Source organism: Aeromonas sp. FDAARGOS 1408 (assembly GCF_019048665.1).
Lineage (GTDB): Bacteria > Pseudomonadota > Gammaproteobacteria > Enterobacterales > Aeromonadaceae > Aeromonas > Aeromonas dhakensis.
In genome coordinates this window covers 1474385-1490403 of the sequence record NZ_CP077394.1, presented here as the reverse complement: position 1 = coordinate 1490403, position 16019 = coordinate 1474385, and the positions used below count along the sequence as shown (strand labels likewise).

Here is a 16019-nt window from a genome sequence, read left to right as displayed (position 1 = left end):
TCGAATGAAACCGTTTATCCCGCCTCGGCCTCCCCCCGACATCGCAAACCTGTCGTGCCCTGACCGCTCAGGAGACGCTCTCCAGATCCTTGCGCACCGGCGCCGGCAGACAGCGCTCCCAGCCCCACAGGAGGAGCAACAACAGGGTGGCATCATCGAGCCAACCGACCAGCGGCACCAGGTCGGGCACCAGATCCGCCGGGCTGATGCCGTAGAGCAGCACCAGGATCACCAACCCCCTGGCCCACCAGGGAGTGGCAGGATGGCGAAAACCCTGATAGAGGCGACGCAGGCGCCGCCAGATGAGCCAGCGTCGGGCGCTCATGACTCGATCAGCTCGCCGCGCAGCCGCTGGATCTGATCCCGCAGCGCCGCCGCCTGTTCGAACTCCAGATCTCGCGCATGCTGGAACATCTGCTCTTCCATCCGTTTGATCTCCTTGGCGATCTCGCTGGCGGAGCGGGCGTGGTACTCCCCTTGCGGCTCGGCGGCCTTGCGACTCCCCTTGCCGGCCTTGCCCGCCGTGCGGCTGCCCCCCATGTCCATCACATCGCCGACGGACTTGTTGAGCCCCTTCGGCGTGATGCCGTGCTCTAGGTTATGGGCGTGCTGCAGGGCGCGGCGCCGTTCAGTCTCTTCAATCGCCACCTTCATGGAGTTGGTGATGGTATCCCCGTAGAGGATCACCTTGCCGTTGAGGTTGCGCGCCGCCCGGCCTATGGTCTGGATAAGCGAACGGGTGGAGCGCAGAAAGCCCTCTTTATCAGCATCCAGGATGGCCACCAGGGAGACCTCCGGCATGTCGAGGCCTTCGCGCAGCAGGTTGATGCCCACCAGCACGTCGAATTTGCCCAGACGCAGGTCGCGGATGATCTCCACCCGCTCCACGGTATCGATGTCCGAGTGCAGATAGCGCACCCGCACCTCGTGATCCGCCAGGTATTCGGTCAAGTCCTCCGCCATCCGCTTGGTGAGAGTGGTGACCAGCACCCGCTCCTCCACCGCCACCCGCTTGCGGATCTCGGAGAGCAGATCGTCCACCTGGGTGCTGACCGGCCGCACTTCCACCTCGGGGTCAAGCAGACCGGTGGGGCGCACCACCTGCTGCACCACATCGCCGCCGGATTTGTCCCGCTCGTAGGGGCCCGGGGTCGCCGAGACGAACACCGTCTGCGGCATCAGGGCCTCGAACTCGTCGAACTTGAGCGGCCGGTTGTCCAGCGCCGACGGCAGCCGGAAGCCGTACTCCACCAGGGTCTCCTTGCGGGACCTGTCCCCTTTGAACATGGCGCCGATCTGCGGAACGGTAACGTGGGATTCGTCGATGATCAGCAGACCGTCCCCCGGCAGATAGTCGAACAGGGTGGGCGGCGGCTCCCCCGGCGCGCGGCCGGAGAGGTAGCGGCTGTAGTTCTCGATGCCGGAGCAGTAGCCCAGCTCCTGCATCATCTCCATGTCGAACTGGGTGCGCTGGCTGATGCGCTGCTCCTCCACCAGCTTGTTGAGGGACAACAGCTGCTCGCGCCGCCCCTTGAGCTCCTCCTTGATGTGCTCGATGGCCCCCAGGATGGTCTCGCGCGGGGTGGCGTAGTGGGTCTTGGGGTAGATGGTGTAGCGCACCACCGTCTGCTCGATGGCGCCGGTCAGCGGATCGAACAGGGAGAGCCGCTCCACCTCTTCGTCAAACAGCTCTACCCGCAGGGCCAGCTTGTCCGACTCGGCGGGATAGATGTCCATCACCTCCCCCCTTACCCGGAAGGTGCCGCGCTGGAAGGCCATGTCGTTGCGGGTGTACTGCAGCTCGGCGAGGCGGCGCAATATGTCCCGCTGGTTGATCACATCCCCCACTTTGAGGTGCAGCATCATGCTGAGGTAGGCTTGCGGATCCCCCAGGCCGTAGATGGCCGACACCGAGGCAACGATCACCACGTCACGCCGCTCCAGCAGCGCCTTGGTGGCCGACAGCCGCATCTGCTCGATGTGATCGTTGATGGAGGCATCCTTCTCGATGAAGGTGTCGGTGGTCGGCACATAGGCCTCGGGCTGGTAGTAGTCGTAATAAGAGACGAAATACTCCACCGCGTTGTCGGGGAAGAACTCCTTCATTTCCCCATAGAGCTGGGCCGCCAGGGTCTTGTTGGGAGCCAGGATCATGGTGGGACGATTGAGGGTCGCGATGACGTTGGCCATGGTGAAGGTCTTGCCCGAGCCGGTCACCCCGAGCAGGGTCTGATGGGCGAGGCCAGACTCGATACCGTCGAGCAGCTGGGCGATGGCCCTCGGCTGATCCCCGGCGGGTTGAAACTGGCTGGCCAGCTTGAATAACTTGCTCATGACGACTCCCGGCAAAAATACGCAAGAGCAGAAGTGTACTCCGAGATGGGGTGGCCTGGGTATCCACTCTGGCAGCAGAAGCGGCTATTGACCTCGAAATGCGACCTCTGTATGATGCTCCTCCTTGCCTGATGTTCCCCCGTAGTTCAGTCGGTAGAACGGCGGACTGTTAATCCGTATGTCACTGGTTCAAGTCCAGTCGGGGGAGCCAATTCCTCACCATCTCGGTGCAAGTTATCCACTTTAGTGCTTTCCTCTACCAATTTTAATGCACAAGCCGCACCCTGCGGTGACCTCTCCCTTTTTGTCCCCCGTCCGCCTCGACAGCGTTTTGTTCTGCTGCGCGTAACTATTTGATTTTTATAGAAACAATCTTTATCCGGTATTTTTTGAACAGCCCTTGCAGCCCAGTATTGGCGCGGGCTACAGCCTGATCACCAAGTTTCATGAACAGGGTTATCCACAGTTTCTGTGGGTAAGTAGGCCAAAGCCAATGACGGCCTAGGCTGGCAGGCCATTGCCGGCAAGGCCGGCACGTTTGACTCGCCCACCTCATTTTCTGCTGTTTTTGCCGCGCCCCCCGAATGGGTCGCCAGTGCTCCCATCAGATGCTTTTTACAGATATCTTTTCGCCATCCCGCCACAGATGGGTCACCCTGCACGGGCGGGCCGCGACCAACCGCCAGACTCATCCCATCCCCATTAGTCAAAAATGCTGCCAGAGAGCCAAATCGACCGACCAAACAGCAGAGCGTAAAATTTCAAGCAGCCCCCAAAGACGAGGATCACAGATAGCAGGAATCACTAATTGACAGCGGGGCTGGCAGAGGGAAATAGAGGTCATTGCCGCAGGTGCCCCCCAGTTACCCTCATGACCCCGAGGGCGGTGGCGGGTTAGTACCGATTAATGCGCCTTTGACGCTTCTTTATTGGTGAGGGATCCGGCACAATGTCGGCCCCACTTTTTTCCTCGGTTTTTCCGGGCATGACCATAGATTTCGTGACACTGCTACATCAAAGCGACTCCCTGCTGCTGTTCGTGGTACTGGCCTTCGGCCTGCTGCTCGGCAAAGTCAGGGTCGGCAACTTCCAGATAGGCAACACCATAGGCGTGTTGTTCACCGCCCTGCTGTTCGGCCAGATGGGCTTCGAATTCAGCACCACCACGGAGAACGTCGGCTTCATGCTGTTCATCTTCTGCGTGGGGATCGAAGCGGGGCCGCACTTCTTCAGCGTCTTCCTGCGCGACGGCATCCACTACATCACCCTGACCCTGGTGATCCTGCTGACCGCCCTCTTCCTCACCGTGGGACTGGCCAAGTTCTTCAACCTGGGGCCGGGCATGGCCGCCGGCATCCTGGCCGGTTCGCTCACCTCGACCCCGGCGCTGGTGGGGGCCCAGGATGCCCTGCGCAGCGGCCTGCTCAACCTCCCCCATCAAACCGACATGCAGTCGGTGCTCGACAATATGGGCATCGGCTATGCCCTGACTTACCTGGTAGGACTGGTGGGCCTGATGATGGTGGTGCGCTACCTCCCCTCGCTGGCACGGCTCGACCTCAACACCGAGGCGCAGAAGATCGCCCGCGAGCGCGGTCTCTCCGACAACGAGAGCCGCAAGACCTACCTGCCCATCATCCGCGCCTACCGGGTCGGCCCCGAGCTGGCGGCCTGGATCGGCGGCCGCACCCTGCGCGAGACCGGCATCTATCCTCACACCGGCTGCTACGTGGAGCGGATCCGCCGCAACGGCATCCTGGCGAGTCCGGATGGTGACGCCGTCATCCAGGAAGGGGACGAGATCGCCCTGGTGGGCTACCCCGAGAGTCACGAGAAGCTCGACGTCAACTACCGCAACGGCAAGGAGGTGTTCGACCGCAACCTGCTTGACCTGCAGATCGTCACCGAAGAGATCGTGGTGAAGAACGACGCTGTGGTGGGCCGCCACCTGGTGGAGCTCAACCTCACCGAGAAGGGCTGCTTCCTCAATCGGGTGGTGCGCTCCCAGATCGAGATGCCGTTCGATCGCAACATCATGCTGCAAAAGGGCGACGTGCTGCAGATCAGCGGCGAGAAGCAGCGGGTCAAGCTGCTGGCCAACAAGATCGGCTTCATCAGCATTCACAGCCAGACCACGGATCTGGTGGCCTTCACCACCTTCTTCGTGCTGGGCCTGCTGATTGGCTCCGTCTCCCTGGTGTTCGGCCAGCTGGAGTTTGGCCTCGGCAACGCCGTCGGCCTGCTGCTGGCGGGGATCCTGATGGGCTACCTGCGCGCCAACCACCCCACAGTGGGTTATGTGCCGCCGGGCGCCCTGCGACTGGCCAAGGATCTCGGCCTTGCCGTCTTCATGGTGAGCACCGGCCTCAAGGCGGGGGGCGGCATCCTGGATCACCTGAGCGAAGTGGGGATGGTGGTGCTCTTCTCCGGCATGCTGGTGACTACCTTGCCGGTGCTGGTGGGCTACCTGTTCGGCGTCTGGGTGCTGAAGATGAACCCGGCCCTGTTGCTCGGCGCCATCACCGGGGCCCGTACCTGCGCCCCGGCCATGGACGTGGTGAACGAGGCGGCCAACAGCTCCATCCCGGCGCTCGGCTATGCCGGCACCTATGCGGTGGCCAACGTCATGCTGACCCTGGCAGGCTCCTTCATCATCGGCTTCTGGTTCTAGCGCCGACCAAGTACCCTCAAAGGGGAGCCACTGAGGCTCCCCTTTTTATTCTCTGCTCTGTTCCCCACTTCCCCGCTGCCTGCCCTCTCATCGGATAGGGCCTATGGTGCTATCCACCCCCCGCCGAGCAAACCCAATGAGCTAAAGCGCCCGCCCCATGCCGCTTACACTCAATGAAACAGACGAGGGCAGTATCATGACGCGGTTATGGATCCTCCTCCTGTGCGGACTGCTGTGCGGCCCGCTGCAGGCCGCAACGCCAGCGCAGGCCGACGCTGAACCGGCCGCACTGACGTTCAACAGCGACCAGCTGGCCCAGCCCCAGCTTGGCGATCTCGATGCCATGCTGGCACGGCGCTCCATCCGGGTGCTCACCACCTACAACAAGACAGGTTACTTCATCGACAAGGGGATACAGCGGGGCGTCACCTACGACGCCTTCATGTTGCTGGAGAAGCGGCTCAACGAGCAGTTGCGCAAGCAAAAGAACCTCAAGCGCCATCTCAAGCTGCACCTGATCTTCATCCCGGTGGCGCGCGAAGCCCTGCTGGATGCCCTCATCGCGGGCAAGGGTGACATCGCCGCCGCCAACCTCACCATCACGGACAAGCGCAAGGAGCAGGGCGTGGCATTCACCGCCCCCCTGCTCGACAACGTGCGGGAGCTGCTCATCTCCGGCCCCCTCTCCCCCAAGGTGGAAAGTGCCGCCGACCTGGCCGGCCAGCGCATTTACGTGCGCCCCTCCTCCAGCTACTTCGAGAGCCTCATGGCCTACAACCAGGCACTCAAGGCGGCGGGAGAGCCGCTCATCGACATTCAGCCGGCCCCCGAGGCACTGGAGGACGAAGATCTGGTGGAGATGGTCAACGCCGGCCTGCTCCCTTTCATCGTCATGGACGAGCACAAGGCCCGGTTCTGGCAGAAGATCTTCCCCAAGGTCACCATCCACGACGACCCCGTGTTCCGGGAGGGGGGCATCATCGCCTGGGCGGTGCGCAAGGAGAGCCCGCAACTGCTGGCCATGCTCAACGAACAGATCAAGGCGCTGCGCGGCAAGGCGACCGGGGACGAGCTCCTCGCCCGTTATCTCAAGCAGAACAAGTTCGTCAAGAGCGCCGCCGCCGAGGCCGAGCGCAAGAAGTTTCTGCAGGTGGTGGATCTGTTTCGCGCGTATGGCGAGAAATACGAGGTGGACTGGCTGCTGATGGCAGCCCAGGGTTACCAGGAGTCGGCCCTCAACCATCAGGCGCGCAGCCACGTCGGCGCCATCGGCATCATGCAGATCATGCCCGCCACCGGCAAGGGCCTGAAGGTGGGCGACATCCGCCAGCTTGAGCCCAATATCCATGGCGGCGTCAAATACATGCGCTGGATGATCGACCACTACTATGCGGACGAGCCCATGACCGCCCTCGACAAGGCGCTCTTCTCGTTCGCCTCCTACAATGCCGGTCCCGCCCGGGTGGCACGGCTGCGCACCGAGGCCAAGAAACGAGGACTGGATCCCAACGTCTGGTTTCACAACGTCGAGTACGTGGCGGCGGAGAAGATAGGGCCCGAGACCGTGACCTACGTGGGCAACATCTACAAGTACTACATCGCCTACAAGCTGGTAGTGGAGCAGTTGCAGCGCAAGCAGCAGGCGAGCGAGGCCCTCAAGCAGCAGGGAGCCAGCGGCGACCAGGTCTCCGCCGCCCCCGCATCACAGGGATAAGTCAGCCCCCTCTTTCGCGAGGCTCCCCTTCTGACGGGGAACCTCGCGCCTTTTCAGCCGGAGGCGCAGTGCAACCTGCCCCCTTCCGGCCTGCCATGAGCGAGCAGTACTCCCTGTCGTGACCAGAATGAACAAAATGGCCACAACAGCCTTAATAGCCATTACGGTCAGATTGTTTTCCAGCCAGACATGATTAATTAACCTTCCTGCAACAATCACAAGGAGAGCACCATGTTGCAAGGAACCTTCAAGCGCCCCCTGATCGGTAGCCTGCTCGCACTGAGCTTCGGCGCCCAGGCCCAGATCAACGAAGTCCACTTCCTGATCCCGGGTGGCGCCGGCGGCGGCTGGGATACCACGGCCCGCGGCACCGGTGAAGTGCTGGCCAAGTCCGGTCTGGTCAAGACCGTCTCCTATCAGAACATGTCCGCCGGTGGCGGCGCCAAGGCCATCGCCCACCTCATCGAGACCTCGGCCCAGTCCGACAAGACTCTGATGGTCAACTCCACCCCCATCATCGTCAAATCCCTCTCCAAGGAGCTGCCCCAGTCCTTCCGTGATCTGACCCCGGTGGCCGCCATCATCGCCGACTACCAGGCGCTGGCGGTCAAGGCGGACTCCCCTTATCAGAACTGGGCCCAGCTGCTGGCCGCCTACGAGGAGAACCCGGCCAAGGTGAAGATCGCCGGTGGCTCGGCCCGTGGCAGCCTGGATCACCTGGTCGCCGCCCTGACCTTCAAGAACGCCGGTGCCGACGCCAGCAAGCTGCGCTACGTCGCCTACGATGCCGGCGGCAGCGCCATGGCCGCCGTGCTGGCCGGGGAGACCCAGGCCATCTCCACCGGCTTTGGCGAGGCGATGGAAGCGGTCAAGTCGGGCCAGATGCGGATCCTCGGGGTCACCTCGGACAAGCGCCTGCCAGGGGCGGAGCAGATCCCCACCTTCAGCGAGCAGAACAACCCCACCGTCTTCGCCAACTGGCGCGGTTACTTCGCCTCCCCCACCATCAGCCCGGAAAAGTCCGCCGAGTTTGCCGCCCTGCTCAAGCAGATGTACGACAAGCCGGAGTGGGAAGTGGTCCGCAGCCGCAACAGCTGGACCAACCTCTACAAGTCCGGTCCCGAGTTCACCGCCTTCCTCGACGGCCAGGAACAGCAGATCGGCGGCCTGATGCGCGAGCTCGGCTTCATCAAGTAACCCTCGTTGTCACATCGCAGGCGGGCGCAGGCCCGCCGCTCATGTTGGAGTCAAGAGATGAACATCACCAAGGAGCGACTGGGGGGCCTGCTGTTTCTGCTGCTCTCCCTCGCCTATGGCTATTACGCCACCGAGATACCGGGCTACCCCGGCGACGAATACGAACCCTTCACCGCCAGTACCCTGCCCTATGCCCTGGCCGGGATCGGGGCGCTGCTCTCCCTGCTGCTGGTGCTCTTTCCCGGGGGTGAGCCCCTGCGCCGGGAAGAGGGGGATTGGCGCCGGGTCTTTATCCTGCTCGGGCTCATGGTCATTTACGGACTGGGGCTCACCTGGTTTGGCTTCGTGCTCTCGACCATCGCCTTCCTGAGCGTGGGCATCCGGGTACTGGGTGAGCCCAGCCTGCGCTACGGCCTGATGATCAGCGTCCCCTTCTCCATCGGTTTCTGGACCCTGCTCACCAAGGGGCTCAACGTCTATCTGGAGCCGGGTCGCCTGTTTACCCTGCTCGGTTTCTAAGGAGTCACCATGTTAGACGGAATCTTGCAAGGACTCGGCACCGCACTGCTGCCGGTCAACCTGATGATGGTGGTGCTTGGCTGCTTCATCGGCACCTTTATCGGCATGCTGCCGGGCCTTGGCCCCGTCACCGCCATCGCCCTGATGATCCCCATCACCTATGGCCTGGATCCCTCCTCCGGCATCATCCTGATGGCCGGCGTCTATTACGGCGCCATCTTTGGTGGCTCCACCTCCTCCATCCTGATCAACGCCCCCGGCTGCTCCGCCACCGTGGTCACCGCCTTCGACGGCTACCCCCTGGCCTGCAAGGGACAGGCGGGCAAGGCGCTGGCCATCGCCGCCTACGCCTCCTTCACCGGCGGTACCCTCTCCGCCATCATGCTGATGGTGGCAGCGCCCCTGCTGGCCAAGGTCTCCCTCTCCTTCCAGTCGGCGGACTACTTCGCCCTCATGGTGCTGGGGCTCTCCGCCGTGGCAGCCTTTGCCGGCAAGGGGCAGGTGCTCAAGGCGCTGATCATGGCGCTGTTTGGCATCATGATCTCCACCATCGGCATCGACCGCAGCGTCGGGGTGGACAGGTTCACCTTCGGCCTGCCGGACCTGCGTGACGGCTTCTCCTTCCTGCTGCTGGCCATGGCCACCTTTGCTCTGGCGGAGATCCTGATGGCGGTATTGCGCCCCGGCAAGGACAACAGCGAGGAAGAAGCCAGGCAGATGCAGCAGCTCGGCAGCCTCAAGCTCAGCAAGGAGGAGGTCAGGGAGATAGCGCCCCCCATCGCCCGCTCCTCGGTGCTGGGCTTTCTCATCGGCGTGCTGCCGGGGGCCGGCGCCACCATCGCCGCCTTCATGGCCTACGGCGCCGAGCGCAACATCGCCGGCAAGCAGCGCCAGGAGCAGTTCGGCCAAGGCAGCCTGCGCGGTCTAGCCGCGCCGGAAGCGGCCAACAACGCCGCCTCCACCGGCTCCTTCGTGCCCCTGCTGACCCTGGGGATCCCGGGATCCGGCACCACGGCCCTCATCCTGGGCGCCCTGGTGGCCTACGGCATCCAGCCGGGCCCGCGCCTCTTCATGGAGCATCCAGACGTCTTCTGGTCGGTGATCATCTCCATGTACCTGGGCAACGTGGTGCTGTTGATCCTGAACCTCCCCCTCATCCCCTATCTGGCCAAGGTACTGGCGGTGCCGCGCCCCGTGCTGATCCCCATGGTGCTGCTGTTCTCCCTGACCGGGGTCTATCTGGTCTCCTTCAACACCATGGACATCCATGTGATGACCCTGGTGGCGCTGATCGCCATCGGCCTGCGCCTGCTCACCTTCCCCATGGCCCCCATGCTGCTCGGCTTTATCCTGGGGGGCATGCTGGAGGACAACCTGCGCCGCGCCCTGGTGATCAACGACGGCTCCCTGAGCTTCCTGTGGGAGCGCCCCATCACCCTGGCCTTCACGCTGATCACCCTGGTGATGCTGCTGTTGCCGCTCTGGCAGTGGTGGCAGGCACGCCGCGCACCGGCTGCCACCCTGCAATCCGAGCCAAGCTGAGTTGGCGGATCTCACACAGCAAAAGAGCGCCGACAGGCGCTCTTTTTATTGGCAAGACAGGATGGGGAGTTACGCCAGTCAGGGCTGGCGATAACGCCGCTCCGGCCGGCCGACGGTGCCGTACTCCAGCTCCGGACTCGCCAGTTGCTGGCCCACCAGAAACTCCAGATAGCGGCGCGCCGTGGTGCGGCTCACCCCGACCCGGCCGCCGATCTCCTCGGCGCTGGCTCCTTGCTGGGTCAAGGCCGCCAGCACCCGCTGCAGGGTGAGGCCGTCGATCCCCTTGGGCAGGCCACCCGCCGCCACCTGCTGCAACGGCGTGCCAAACAGGGCGTCCACCGCCTGCTGATCGATGTCCGCCAGGGCCGCCAGGGCGGCGCGGCTCTGGCAATATTTGTCGAGGGTGTCGCGCAGCCGCTCGAACACCACGGGCTTCAAGATGAAATCCACCACCCCGAGCCGCATCGCCTCCTGCAGGGCACCGGCCTCCCGCGCCGCGGTGAGCAGGATGACGTCCAGACTCGCCCCGGCCTGGCGCAGCTCGCGCAACAGGGCAAACCCCTCGCCATCGGGCAGCCAGACATCCAGCAGCACCAGATCGGGCTTGAGGATGGCGATCTGCTCCCTGGCATCAAACAGGGTGAGCGCCACCCCCAATACTTCGAAACCTGCCAGCCGCTGCACGAAGCGGCGGTGGATCTCGGCGATGGCCGGATCGTCCTCGACGATCAGGATCTTGATCACTCACACCTCCTTGGGAATGTAACAGACGACGCAACTTCCCTGCGCCGTGGCTTCGATGGTGATCTGCCCCTGCAGGGCATCCAGGGTCTTGCGCACCAGAGAGAGGCCGATGCCGTGATCCGGCTCCGCCTTGCTGCTCACCCCCCGCTCGAACAGCCGATCCGCCAGCGCAGGATCGATGCCGCCGGCCCCGTCTTCCACCTCCAGAATGAGATCCTGGCCGAGATCGCTCAGGGCCACCCGCACCGGCTGGTAGGGGGCGCCGTGGCGGCGGGTCGCCTCGAAGGCATTGTCGATGAGGTTGCCGAGCACAGTCACCAGCTGGGAGCCGCTGACGCGAAGGGGGATGTCGTGCAGGCGAGAATCCGGGTCCACCTCCAGCACCAGCCCCAGCTCGTGGGCCCTGTGGTACTTGCCGAGCAGCAGGCCGGCCACCTTGGGCTTGGCGATGGCAGTCAGCAGGAAGTTGAGCAGGCTCTGCTCGGTGGCCGCCTCCCGTCCGATGAAGGCGAGCGCCTCGCTGGTGGCGCCCAGCTCGATGAGCCCGGCGATGGTGCCGAGCTGGTTGTGGTGTTCGTGGGTCTGCACCCGCAGCAGATCGCTGTAGGCCTGCACCTGGGAGAGCTGGGCACTGAGTTCGGCCAGCTCGTCCTTGCGCCGAAAGCTCGACACCGCGCCGATCAGCTTGCCGTCCCGCACCAGCGGCAGCCGGTTGACGATGAGGGACTGGCCGTTGAGCACAATTTCTTCATCAAACTGGGGGCGCGGATCCTGAATGAGGGAGAGCATGCGGCTCTCCGGCAGCAGCCGGGTGACCGGCTGGCCGATGGCGGCCCGGGCGGTGGCTTCATCCAGACGCAGCAAGCGGATGCCATTGGGGTTGAGGGAGGTGAGCCGCCCCTGCTCGTCGATGGTGAGGATCCCCTCGCGCACGGTGCGCAGGGTGCAGTCGAGTTCGGTGTAGAGACGCCCCATCTGTTCGGGCTCGAAGCCGAGCAGCGCCCGTTTGTAGCGGCGTGCCAACCAGGTGGCGGCCAGGCTGTTGAGCAGCACGATGAGCAAGGTCATGGCGAGACCGAAATGCAGAAAACCCTGCAGATCCGCCTCGATATCCCGCACCAGATAACCGACCGAGACCACCCCGATGATCTGGCCGAGCTCATCGCGGATGGGGCTCTTGCCACGCACCGAGACCCCGAGGGATCCTTGAGCGCGGGAGATGTAGGACTCCCCCTGCAAGGCCCGTTGCGGGTCATCCCCCATCATGGGCTGGCCGATGCGATCCGCATTGGGGTGCACCAACCGGCGCGCCTCCTTATCGCCGACGACGATGTAGCTGGCACCGACCTCGGCGCGGATCCGCTCCACCAACACGTTAAGGCGGGCGGTGTCGGCCCGTTTCACCCCGGCGATGACGCCGGACTCTCGCGCCACCAGTCGCGCCACGTCGAGGGCCTGATCCCCTACCTCTCGGTAGCGCTGCTCGGACACATAGTAGTAACTGGCCCCGCTCAGCAGCACCAGTTGCAGCAGACTGACCAGACAGAGCATGAGCAGGATGCGTCCTTGCAACCCCAGCCTCATGCCTCCTTGTCGCCTCGCAACAAGTCGAGCAGCAGGCTGCCGTCGCGCAGGGCCTTGTGCACCTGTACCGAGGTGGGCTTGGTGGGATCTTCGTAGAAGTGGGTGGATTCGATCTGCAGGCGCACCAGGTATTCGGCCGGCAACTGGCTGGCCAGCGACTGGTGCAGCATGGGGAACAGCAGCCGATCGGCGCGGGTGATCTCCCCCCCCAGCAGCAACTTGCCCGGATTGAGCAGACAGATGAGGTTGGAGAGCACCCGGGAGAGCCGCCCCGCCGCCTGATGGAGGATGTCCTGACAGAGGCTGTTGCCCGCCAGCGCCAGCTCGCACAGCTCGCGAATGGTGACGCTCTCGGGCAAATCGTGCTCCTGCATCCGCTCGCGCAGATCCCGGTATTGCGCCTCCAGCGCCTGATTGGTCACCAGGGTGCAGGCACAGCCGAAGCCGCCGCAGTAGCAGCGCTGACCGTAGGGCTCGAGCTGCAGGTGGCTGAGATCGCCGAGCAGTGCGTTCTCGCTCTCGATGAGCTGGCCGTTGACCACCATGCCGACCCCGATGTCGTTGTGTACGAACACCAGCACCGCATCGGCGCAGTTCTTGGCGGCTCCCCACTCACGCTCGGCCTGGATCCAGGTGCGCACGTCGCCGCTCACCAGCACCGGCACCGCGAAAGCCTCCTGCAGGGTCGGGCCGAGCGGCCAGTTTCGCAGATCGTAGAAGGGAAAGTGCTTGACCATGCCGGAGTGGCGCTCCACCTGCCCCGGCAGGCAGAGGGCGATGCAGGCGAGACGCAGCGCTTTTTTGGGCAAGAAGCCCTCGATGGCCCGCACCAGGCTGGCCAGCAGGTCGGCGCGCTCCCCTTCGCTGAACACATGGCGATGGCGAGCGAGGGAGCGACCGGCCAGGTCGAACAGCGCCATGTCCACATAACCGCGCCCAAGGCGCATGGAGAGAAACTGGAAGCGGCGCTCGTTGATGCGCAGCAGGGTCTGGCGGCGACCGCGCCCCACCGAACTCTCGCCGCAGGTGACCACCAGACCGCCGTCCAGCAGCTCGCGGGTGATCTTGGTGATGCTGGCAGGCGAGAGACCGGTCAGGCGGGAGAGATCGGTACGGGACAGCTCCTTGTGCTCCTCCAGGCTGGCGTAGACCAGGCCATAGTTGAGCTGACGGATCAAATCGATACTGCCTTTCACGATCTCATTCATAGGGTAAGGGGCAACAGCTGACACAGAGGGCGACAATTTTCACACATTATTGATCAATCCCCAAATAAAGTGCGGTCTGAACCGGGGGTCAGGCCGCATCTTGTGAGGGATATTCCCTCTTGTCATCCCATCAGTAGCGGAACTGGGAGACCAGCTTGCGTAGCTTGTCCCCGGTGCTGGCGAGATCGCGGGTGGTGCTGTTGGATTCGACCGCCGCATCGGTCAGCTCGCTGACGATCTGCTGAATGGCCACCAGGTTCTTGTTGATCTCCTCGGAGACCGCATGCTGCTCCTCGGCGGCGGTGGCGATCTGGATGTTCATGTCGTTGATGGTGCTGACCGCCATCACCATGCTGTCGAGGGAGGTGGCGATGTGGCTCGCCTCCTGCACCGTTTCCTGGCTGCGATCCTCGCTGGCCTGCATCACGTCAACCGCCTGTTTCACCCCGCCCTGCAGACGCTGCAGCATCTCGTTGATCTCCTTGGTGCTCTGCTGGGTGCGACCGGCCAGCGAACGGACTTCATCCGCCACCACCGCGAAGCCGCGTCCCTGCTCGCCGGCCCGGGCCGCCTCGATGGCCGCGTTGAGCGCCAGCAGGTTGGTCTGCTCGGCAATGCCGCGAATGACCTCAACCACGGATCCTATCTTGGCGGTCTCCTGCGCCAGCTGCTCGATGACGCCGGAGGCGGTGTGCACCTCGCCCACCAGCCGGTTGATGCTGTTGATGGCGGTGCCCACCACGCCGCGGGCAGCATCGGATTCGCGCGCCGCATCGCTGGTGGCGGTAGCGGCGTTGGAGGCGCTGGCCGCCACTTCCTGGGCGGTGGAGCTCATCTCGGTCACCGCGGTAACCACCTGATCCGTCTCCCGGCTGTGGCCGTGCATCTGATGGTCATAGTGCTCGCTCAGGTGGTGCAGCTTCTCCACCGCGCTGAACAGGTGATTGCTGGTCTCCCCCACCTGGCTCACTACCGACTGGATCCGTGCCACGAAACGGTTGAAGGCGGTGGCCAGCTGACCAATCTCGTCGTGGCTCTGTACCTTGAGGCGCTGGGTCAGATCCCCCTCCCCGTCGGCGATGTCGTTGAGGGCCGATACCGCGTCCGCCAGCGGCCGGGTGACCCGGTTGCCGATCACCACGGTGGCGGCCAGGGTCACCCCCAGAATGACCAGAATGAGCAGCACGCTGCTCTGCAGCGAGTCACGCATGTTGCTCTCGCGTACGGTACGCAGCGCCGCCAGCTCGTTGTCGATGTCGTCGATATAGAAACCGGTGCCGATGATCCACTGGTATTTGTCGAGTACCAGGTTGAAGGAGAGTTTGGGGGCGTCCCGACCGATGGAGGGCTTGGCGGTCCAGTATTCGGAGAAACCATCCCCCTGGCGCGCCGCCTTGACGATCTCCTGGATCAGCAGCTTGCCCTTGGCATCCTTGTCTTGCCAGCGGTTCTTGCCCTCCATCTCGGGACGGGGAGGCAAGAGTATCGCCGTGCCCTGAAAGTCATAGACGAAGAAGTAGCCGTCGCTGCTGTAGCGCAGTGGACGCAGCATCTCGATCACCTGCTTGCGCACCGCCGGGCTGTCCGGCTGGCTGTAGACGGCATCGATGGCCGTCTTGGCCAGCATCAGATAGCTGCTGAGTAGTTCCTTGCGATCCTTGATCGCATTCTCCCGCGCCACCACCAGATCGGCTTCCAGATCACTCTTTGCAATCATGTAGTTGCTGAGATTGACCACCAGGGCCATCAGGAGCACGGGGACGGCTCCCAACAACAGGATTTTCTGCTTTAGCGTCATCTTTTACATCCTTGCAGCTGTTTTTATGAGTGTTCCGTTCCTACCAGACCAGTATAGGATGCTGGTCGACGGGGACCCGCTTTCGCTACAATCCCCGCCCTCTATCTCTATCGACTCAGATGGCCAGTCACATGAACAAATGCCCTTGCAGTTCAACTCTTTCTCTCGATTTGTGCTGTGGATCACTGCACCAGGGGGCCGCCCCCCAGACCCCGGAGCAGCTGATGCGCTCGCGCTACAGCGCCTTCGTGCTGGGACTGGGGGAGTATCTGGTACACAGCTGGCACCCTGACTATCTGAACGGGCTGACCGCGGAGCAGCTCTCCCAGACCGACACCCAATGGGACGGGCTCGAGATCCTCGCCAGCCAGGGCGGCCCCGCTGACACCCTTGGCATGGTGGAGTTCAAGGCCTGGTTCATGGAGGGTGAAGAGCGCCACTGCCTCCATGAGCGATCCCGTTTCGTACGCCATCAGGGGCGCTGGGTCTATACCGATGGCGAACAGGATCCGGCACCGCTGCGGGTGGGGCGCAACGATCCCTGTCCCTGTGGCAGCGGCAAGAAGTTCAAGAAGTGCTGCGGCTGAGTGCCATGTCGACAGAGGGGGCCCCGGTGGCCCCCTCTGCTGTTATGAGAGTGTGACAACAATCACGATTTGCTCATTAACACCCCTTTCAATGAGCGTTTGCGAACATTAACTTGGCCCA

Annotated in this window: 12 protein-coding genes and 1 tRNA gene; 7 read left to right on the top strand and 6 right to left on the bottom strand. The window is 63.5% G+C overall.

What is annotated here, in order from left to right; all coding sequences use genetic code 11:
• Positions 1–67: 67 nt before the first annotated feature.
• The gene (locus I6L38_RS06985) at positions 68–325 is read right to left on the bottom strand and encodes a YkvA family protein (protein ID WP_010634127.1); all 258 of its coding nucleotides are present in this window, start codon (positions 323–325) and stop codon (positions 68–70) included.
• Positions 322–2334 carry an excinuclease ABC subunit UvrB gene (gene uvrB, locus I6L38_RS06980; protein ID WP_216989321.1) on the bottom strand — a complete coding sequence of 671 codons (2013 nt, stop codon included), beginning with the start codon at positions 2332–2334 and terminating at the stop codon, positions 322–324. Before uvrB ends, I6L38_RS06985 begins: the two co-directional genes overlap by 4 nt.
• Positions 2335–2469: 135 nt before the next feature.
• On the opposite strand from uvrB, the gene I6L38_RS06975 reads away from it, so the two are divergent.
• The 6 genes from I6L38_RS06975 to I6L38_RS06950 all read left to right on the top strand — a co-directional run bounded on the left by I6L38_RS06975 (position 2470) and on the right by I6L38_RS06950 (position 9977).
• Positions 2470–2545, top strand: a tRNA-Asn gene (locus I6L38_RS06975).
• A gap of 774 nt (positions 2546–3319) precedes the next feature.
• Entirely contained in the window at positions 3320–5005 is a 1686-nt protein-coding gene (locus tag I6L38_RS06970) for an aspartate:alanine antiporter (RefSeq protein ID WP_010634129.1), read from the top strand.
• A gap of 196 nt (positions 5006–5201) precedes the next feature.
• Complete coding sequence (locus I6L38_RS06965; RefSeq protein ID WP_024941552.1) at positions 5202–6719, top strand: lytic transglycosylase F; 1518 nt, start codon at positions 5202–5204, stop codon at positions 6717–6719.
• A 231-nt stretch (positions 6720–6950) separates the two neighbouring features.
• Complete coding sequence (locus I6L38_RS06960) at positions 6951–7916, top strand: tripartite tricarboxylate transporter substrate binding protein (RefSeq protein WP_024941554.1); 966 nt, start codon at positions 6951–6953, stop codon at positions 7914–7916.
• 57 nt (positions 7917–7973) lie between these two features.
• Positions 7974–8435: a tripartite tricarboxylate transporter TctB family protein gene (locus tag I6L38_RS06955; RefSeq protein WP_024941555.1), complete on the top strand. Its 462-nt coding sequence runs from the start codon at positions 7974–7976 to the stop codon at positions 8433–8435.
• A gap of 9 nt (positions 8436–8444) precedes the next feature.
• Positions 8445–9977 (top strand): tripartite tricarboxylate transporter permease, encoded by a 1533-nt coding sequence (locus tag I6L38_RS06950; RefSeq protein ID WP_024941556.1) that lies wholly within the window; start codon positions 8445–8447, stop codon positions 9975–9977.
• Between the two features lie 78 nt (positions 9978–10055).
• Here I6L38_RS06950 and I6L38_RS06945 read toward each other — a convergent pair whose 3' ends face one another.
• The 4 genes from I6L38_RS06945 to I6L38_RS06930 all read right to left on the bottom strand — a co-directional run bounded on the left by I6L38_RS06945 (position 10056) and on the right by I6L38_RS06930 (position 15311).
• The gene (locus I6L38_RS06945; protein ID WP_017780091.1) at positions 10056–10721 is read right to left on the bottom strand and encodes a response regulator; all 666 of its coding nucleotides are present in this window, start codon (positions 10719–10721) and stop codon (positions 10056–10058) included.
• A complete protein-coding gene (locus tag I6L38_RS06940; RefSeq protein WP_024941557.1) occupies positions 10722–12305 on the bottom strand; it encodes a sensor histidine kinase in 1584 nt (527 codons plus the stop codon).
• Positions 12302–13513, bottom strand: a complete 1212-nt coding sequence (locus I6L38_RS06935) for an ROK family transcriptional regulator (protein WP_005300317.1) — start codon at positions 13511–13513, stop codon at positions 12302–12304. The genes I6L38_RS06940 and I6L38_RS06935 overlap by 4 nt, the downstream gene beginning before the upstream one ends.
• 130 nt (positions 13514–13643) lie before the next feature.
• Positions 13644–15311: a methyl-accepting chemotaxis protein gene (locus tag I6L38_RS06930; RefSeq protein ID WP_005300314.1), complete on the bottom strand. Its 1668-nt coding sequence runs from the start codon at positions 15309–15311 to the stop codon at positions 13644–13646.
• 119 nt (positions 15312–15430) lie between these two features.
• Here I6L38_RS06930 and I6L38_RS06925 point away from each other — a divergent pair, with 119 nt between their 5' ends.
• Positions 15431–15898, top strand: a complete 468-nt coding sequence (locus I6L38_RS06925) for a YchJ family protein (RefSeq protein ID WP_322111627.1) — start codon at positions 15431–15433, stop codon at positions 15896–15898.
• Positions 15899–16019: the final 121 nt, after the last annotated feature.

Coding starts and splice junctions, on each gene's coding strand:
- I6L38_RS06985 (WP_010634127.1), bottom strand. CDS start 325: ATGAGCGCCCGACGCTGGCTCATCTGGCGGCGCCTGCGTCGCCTCTAT.
- uvrB (WP_216989321.1), bottom strand. CDS start 2,334: ATGAGCAAGTTATTCAAGCTGGCCAGCCAGTTTCAACCCGCCGGGGAT.
- I6L38_RS06970 (WP_010634129.1), top strand. CDS start 3,320: ATGACCATAGATTTCGTGACACTGCTACATCAAAGCGACTCCCTGCTG.
- I6L38_RS06965 (WP_024941552.1), top strand. CDS start 5,202: ATGACGCGGTTATGGATCCTCCTCCTGTGCGGACTGCTGTGCGGCCCG.
- I6L38_RS06960 (WP_024941554.1), top strand. CDS start 6,951: ATGTTGCAAGGAACCTTCAAGCGCCCCCTGATCGGTAGCCTGCTCGCA.
- I6L38_RS06955 (WP_024941555.1), top strand. CDS start 7,974: ATGAACATCACCAAGGAGCGACTGGGGGGCCTGCTGTTTCTGCTGCTC.
- I6L38_RS06950 (WP_024941556.1), top strand. CDS start 8,445: ATGTTAGACGGAATCTTGCAAGGACTCGGCACCGCACTGCTGCCGGTC.
- I6L38_RS06940 (WP_024941557.1), bottom strand. CDS start 12,305: ATGAGGCTGGGGTTGCAAGGACGCATCCTGCTCATGCTCTGTCTGGTC.
- I6L38_RS06935 (WP_005300317.1), bottom strand. CDS start 13,513: ATGAATGAGATCGTGAAAGGCAGTATCGATTTGATCCGTCAGCTCAAC.
- I6L38_RS06930 (WP_005300314.1), bottom strand. CDS start 15,311: ATGACGCTAAAGCAGAAAATCCTGTTGTTGGGAGCCGTCCCCGTGCTC.
- I6L38_RS06925 (WP_322111627.1), top strand. CDS start 15,431: ATGGCCAGTCACATGAACAAATGCCCTTGCAGTTCAACTCTTTCTCTC.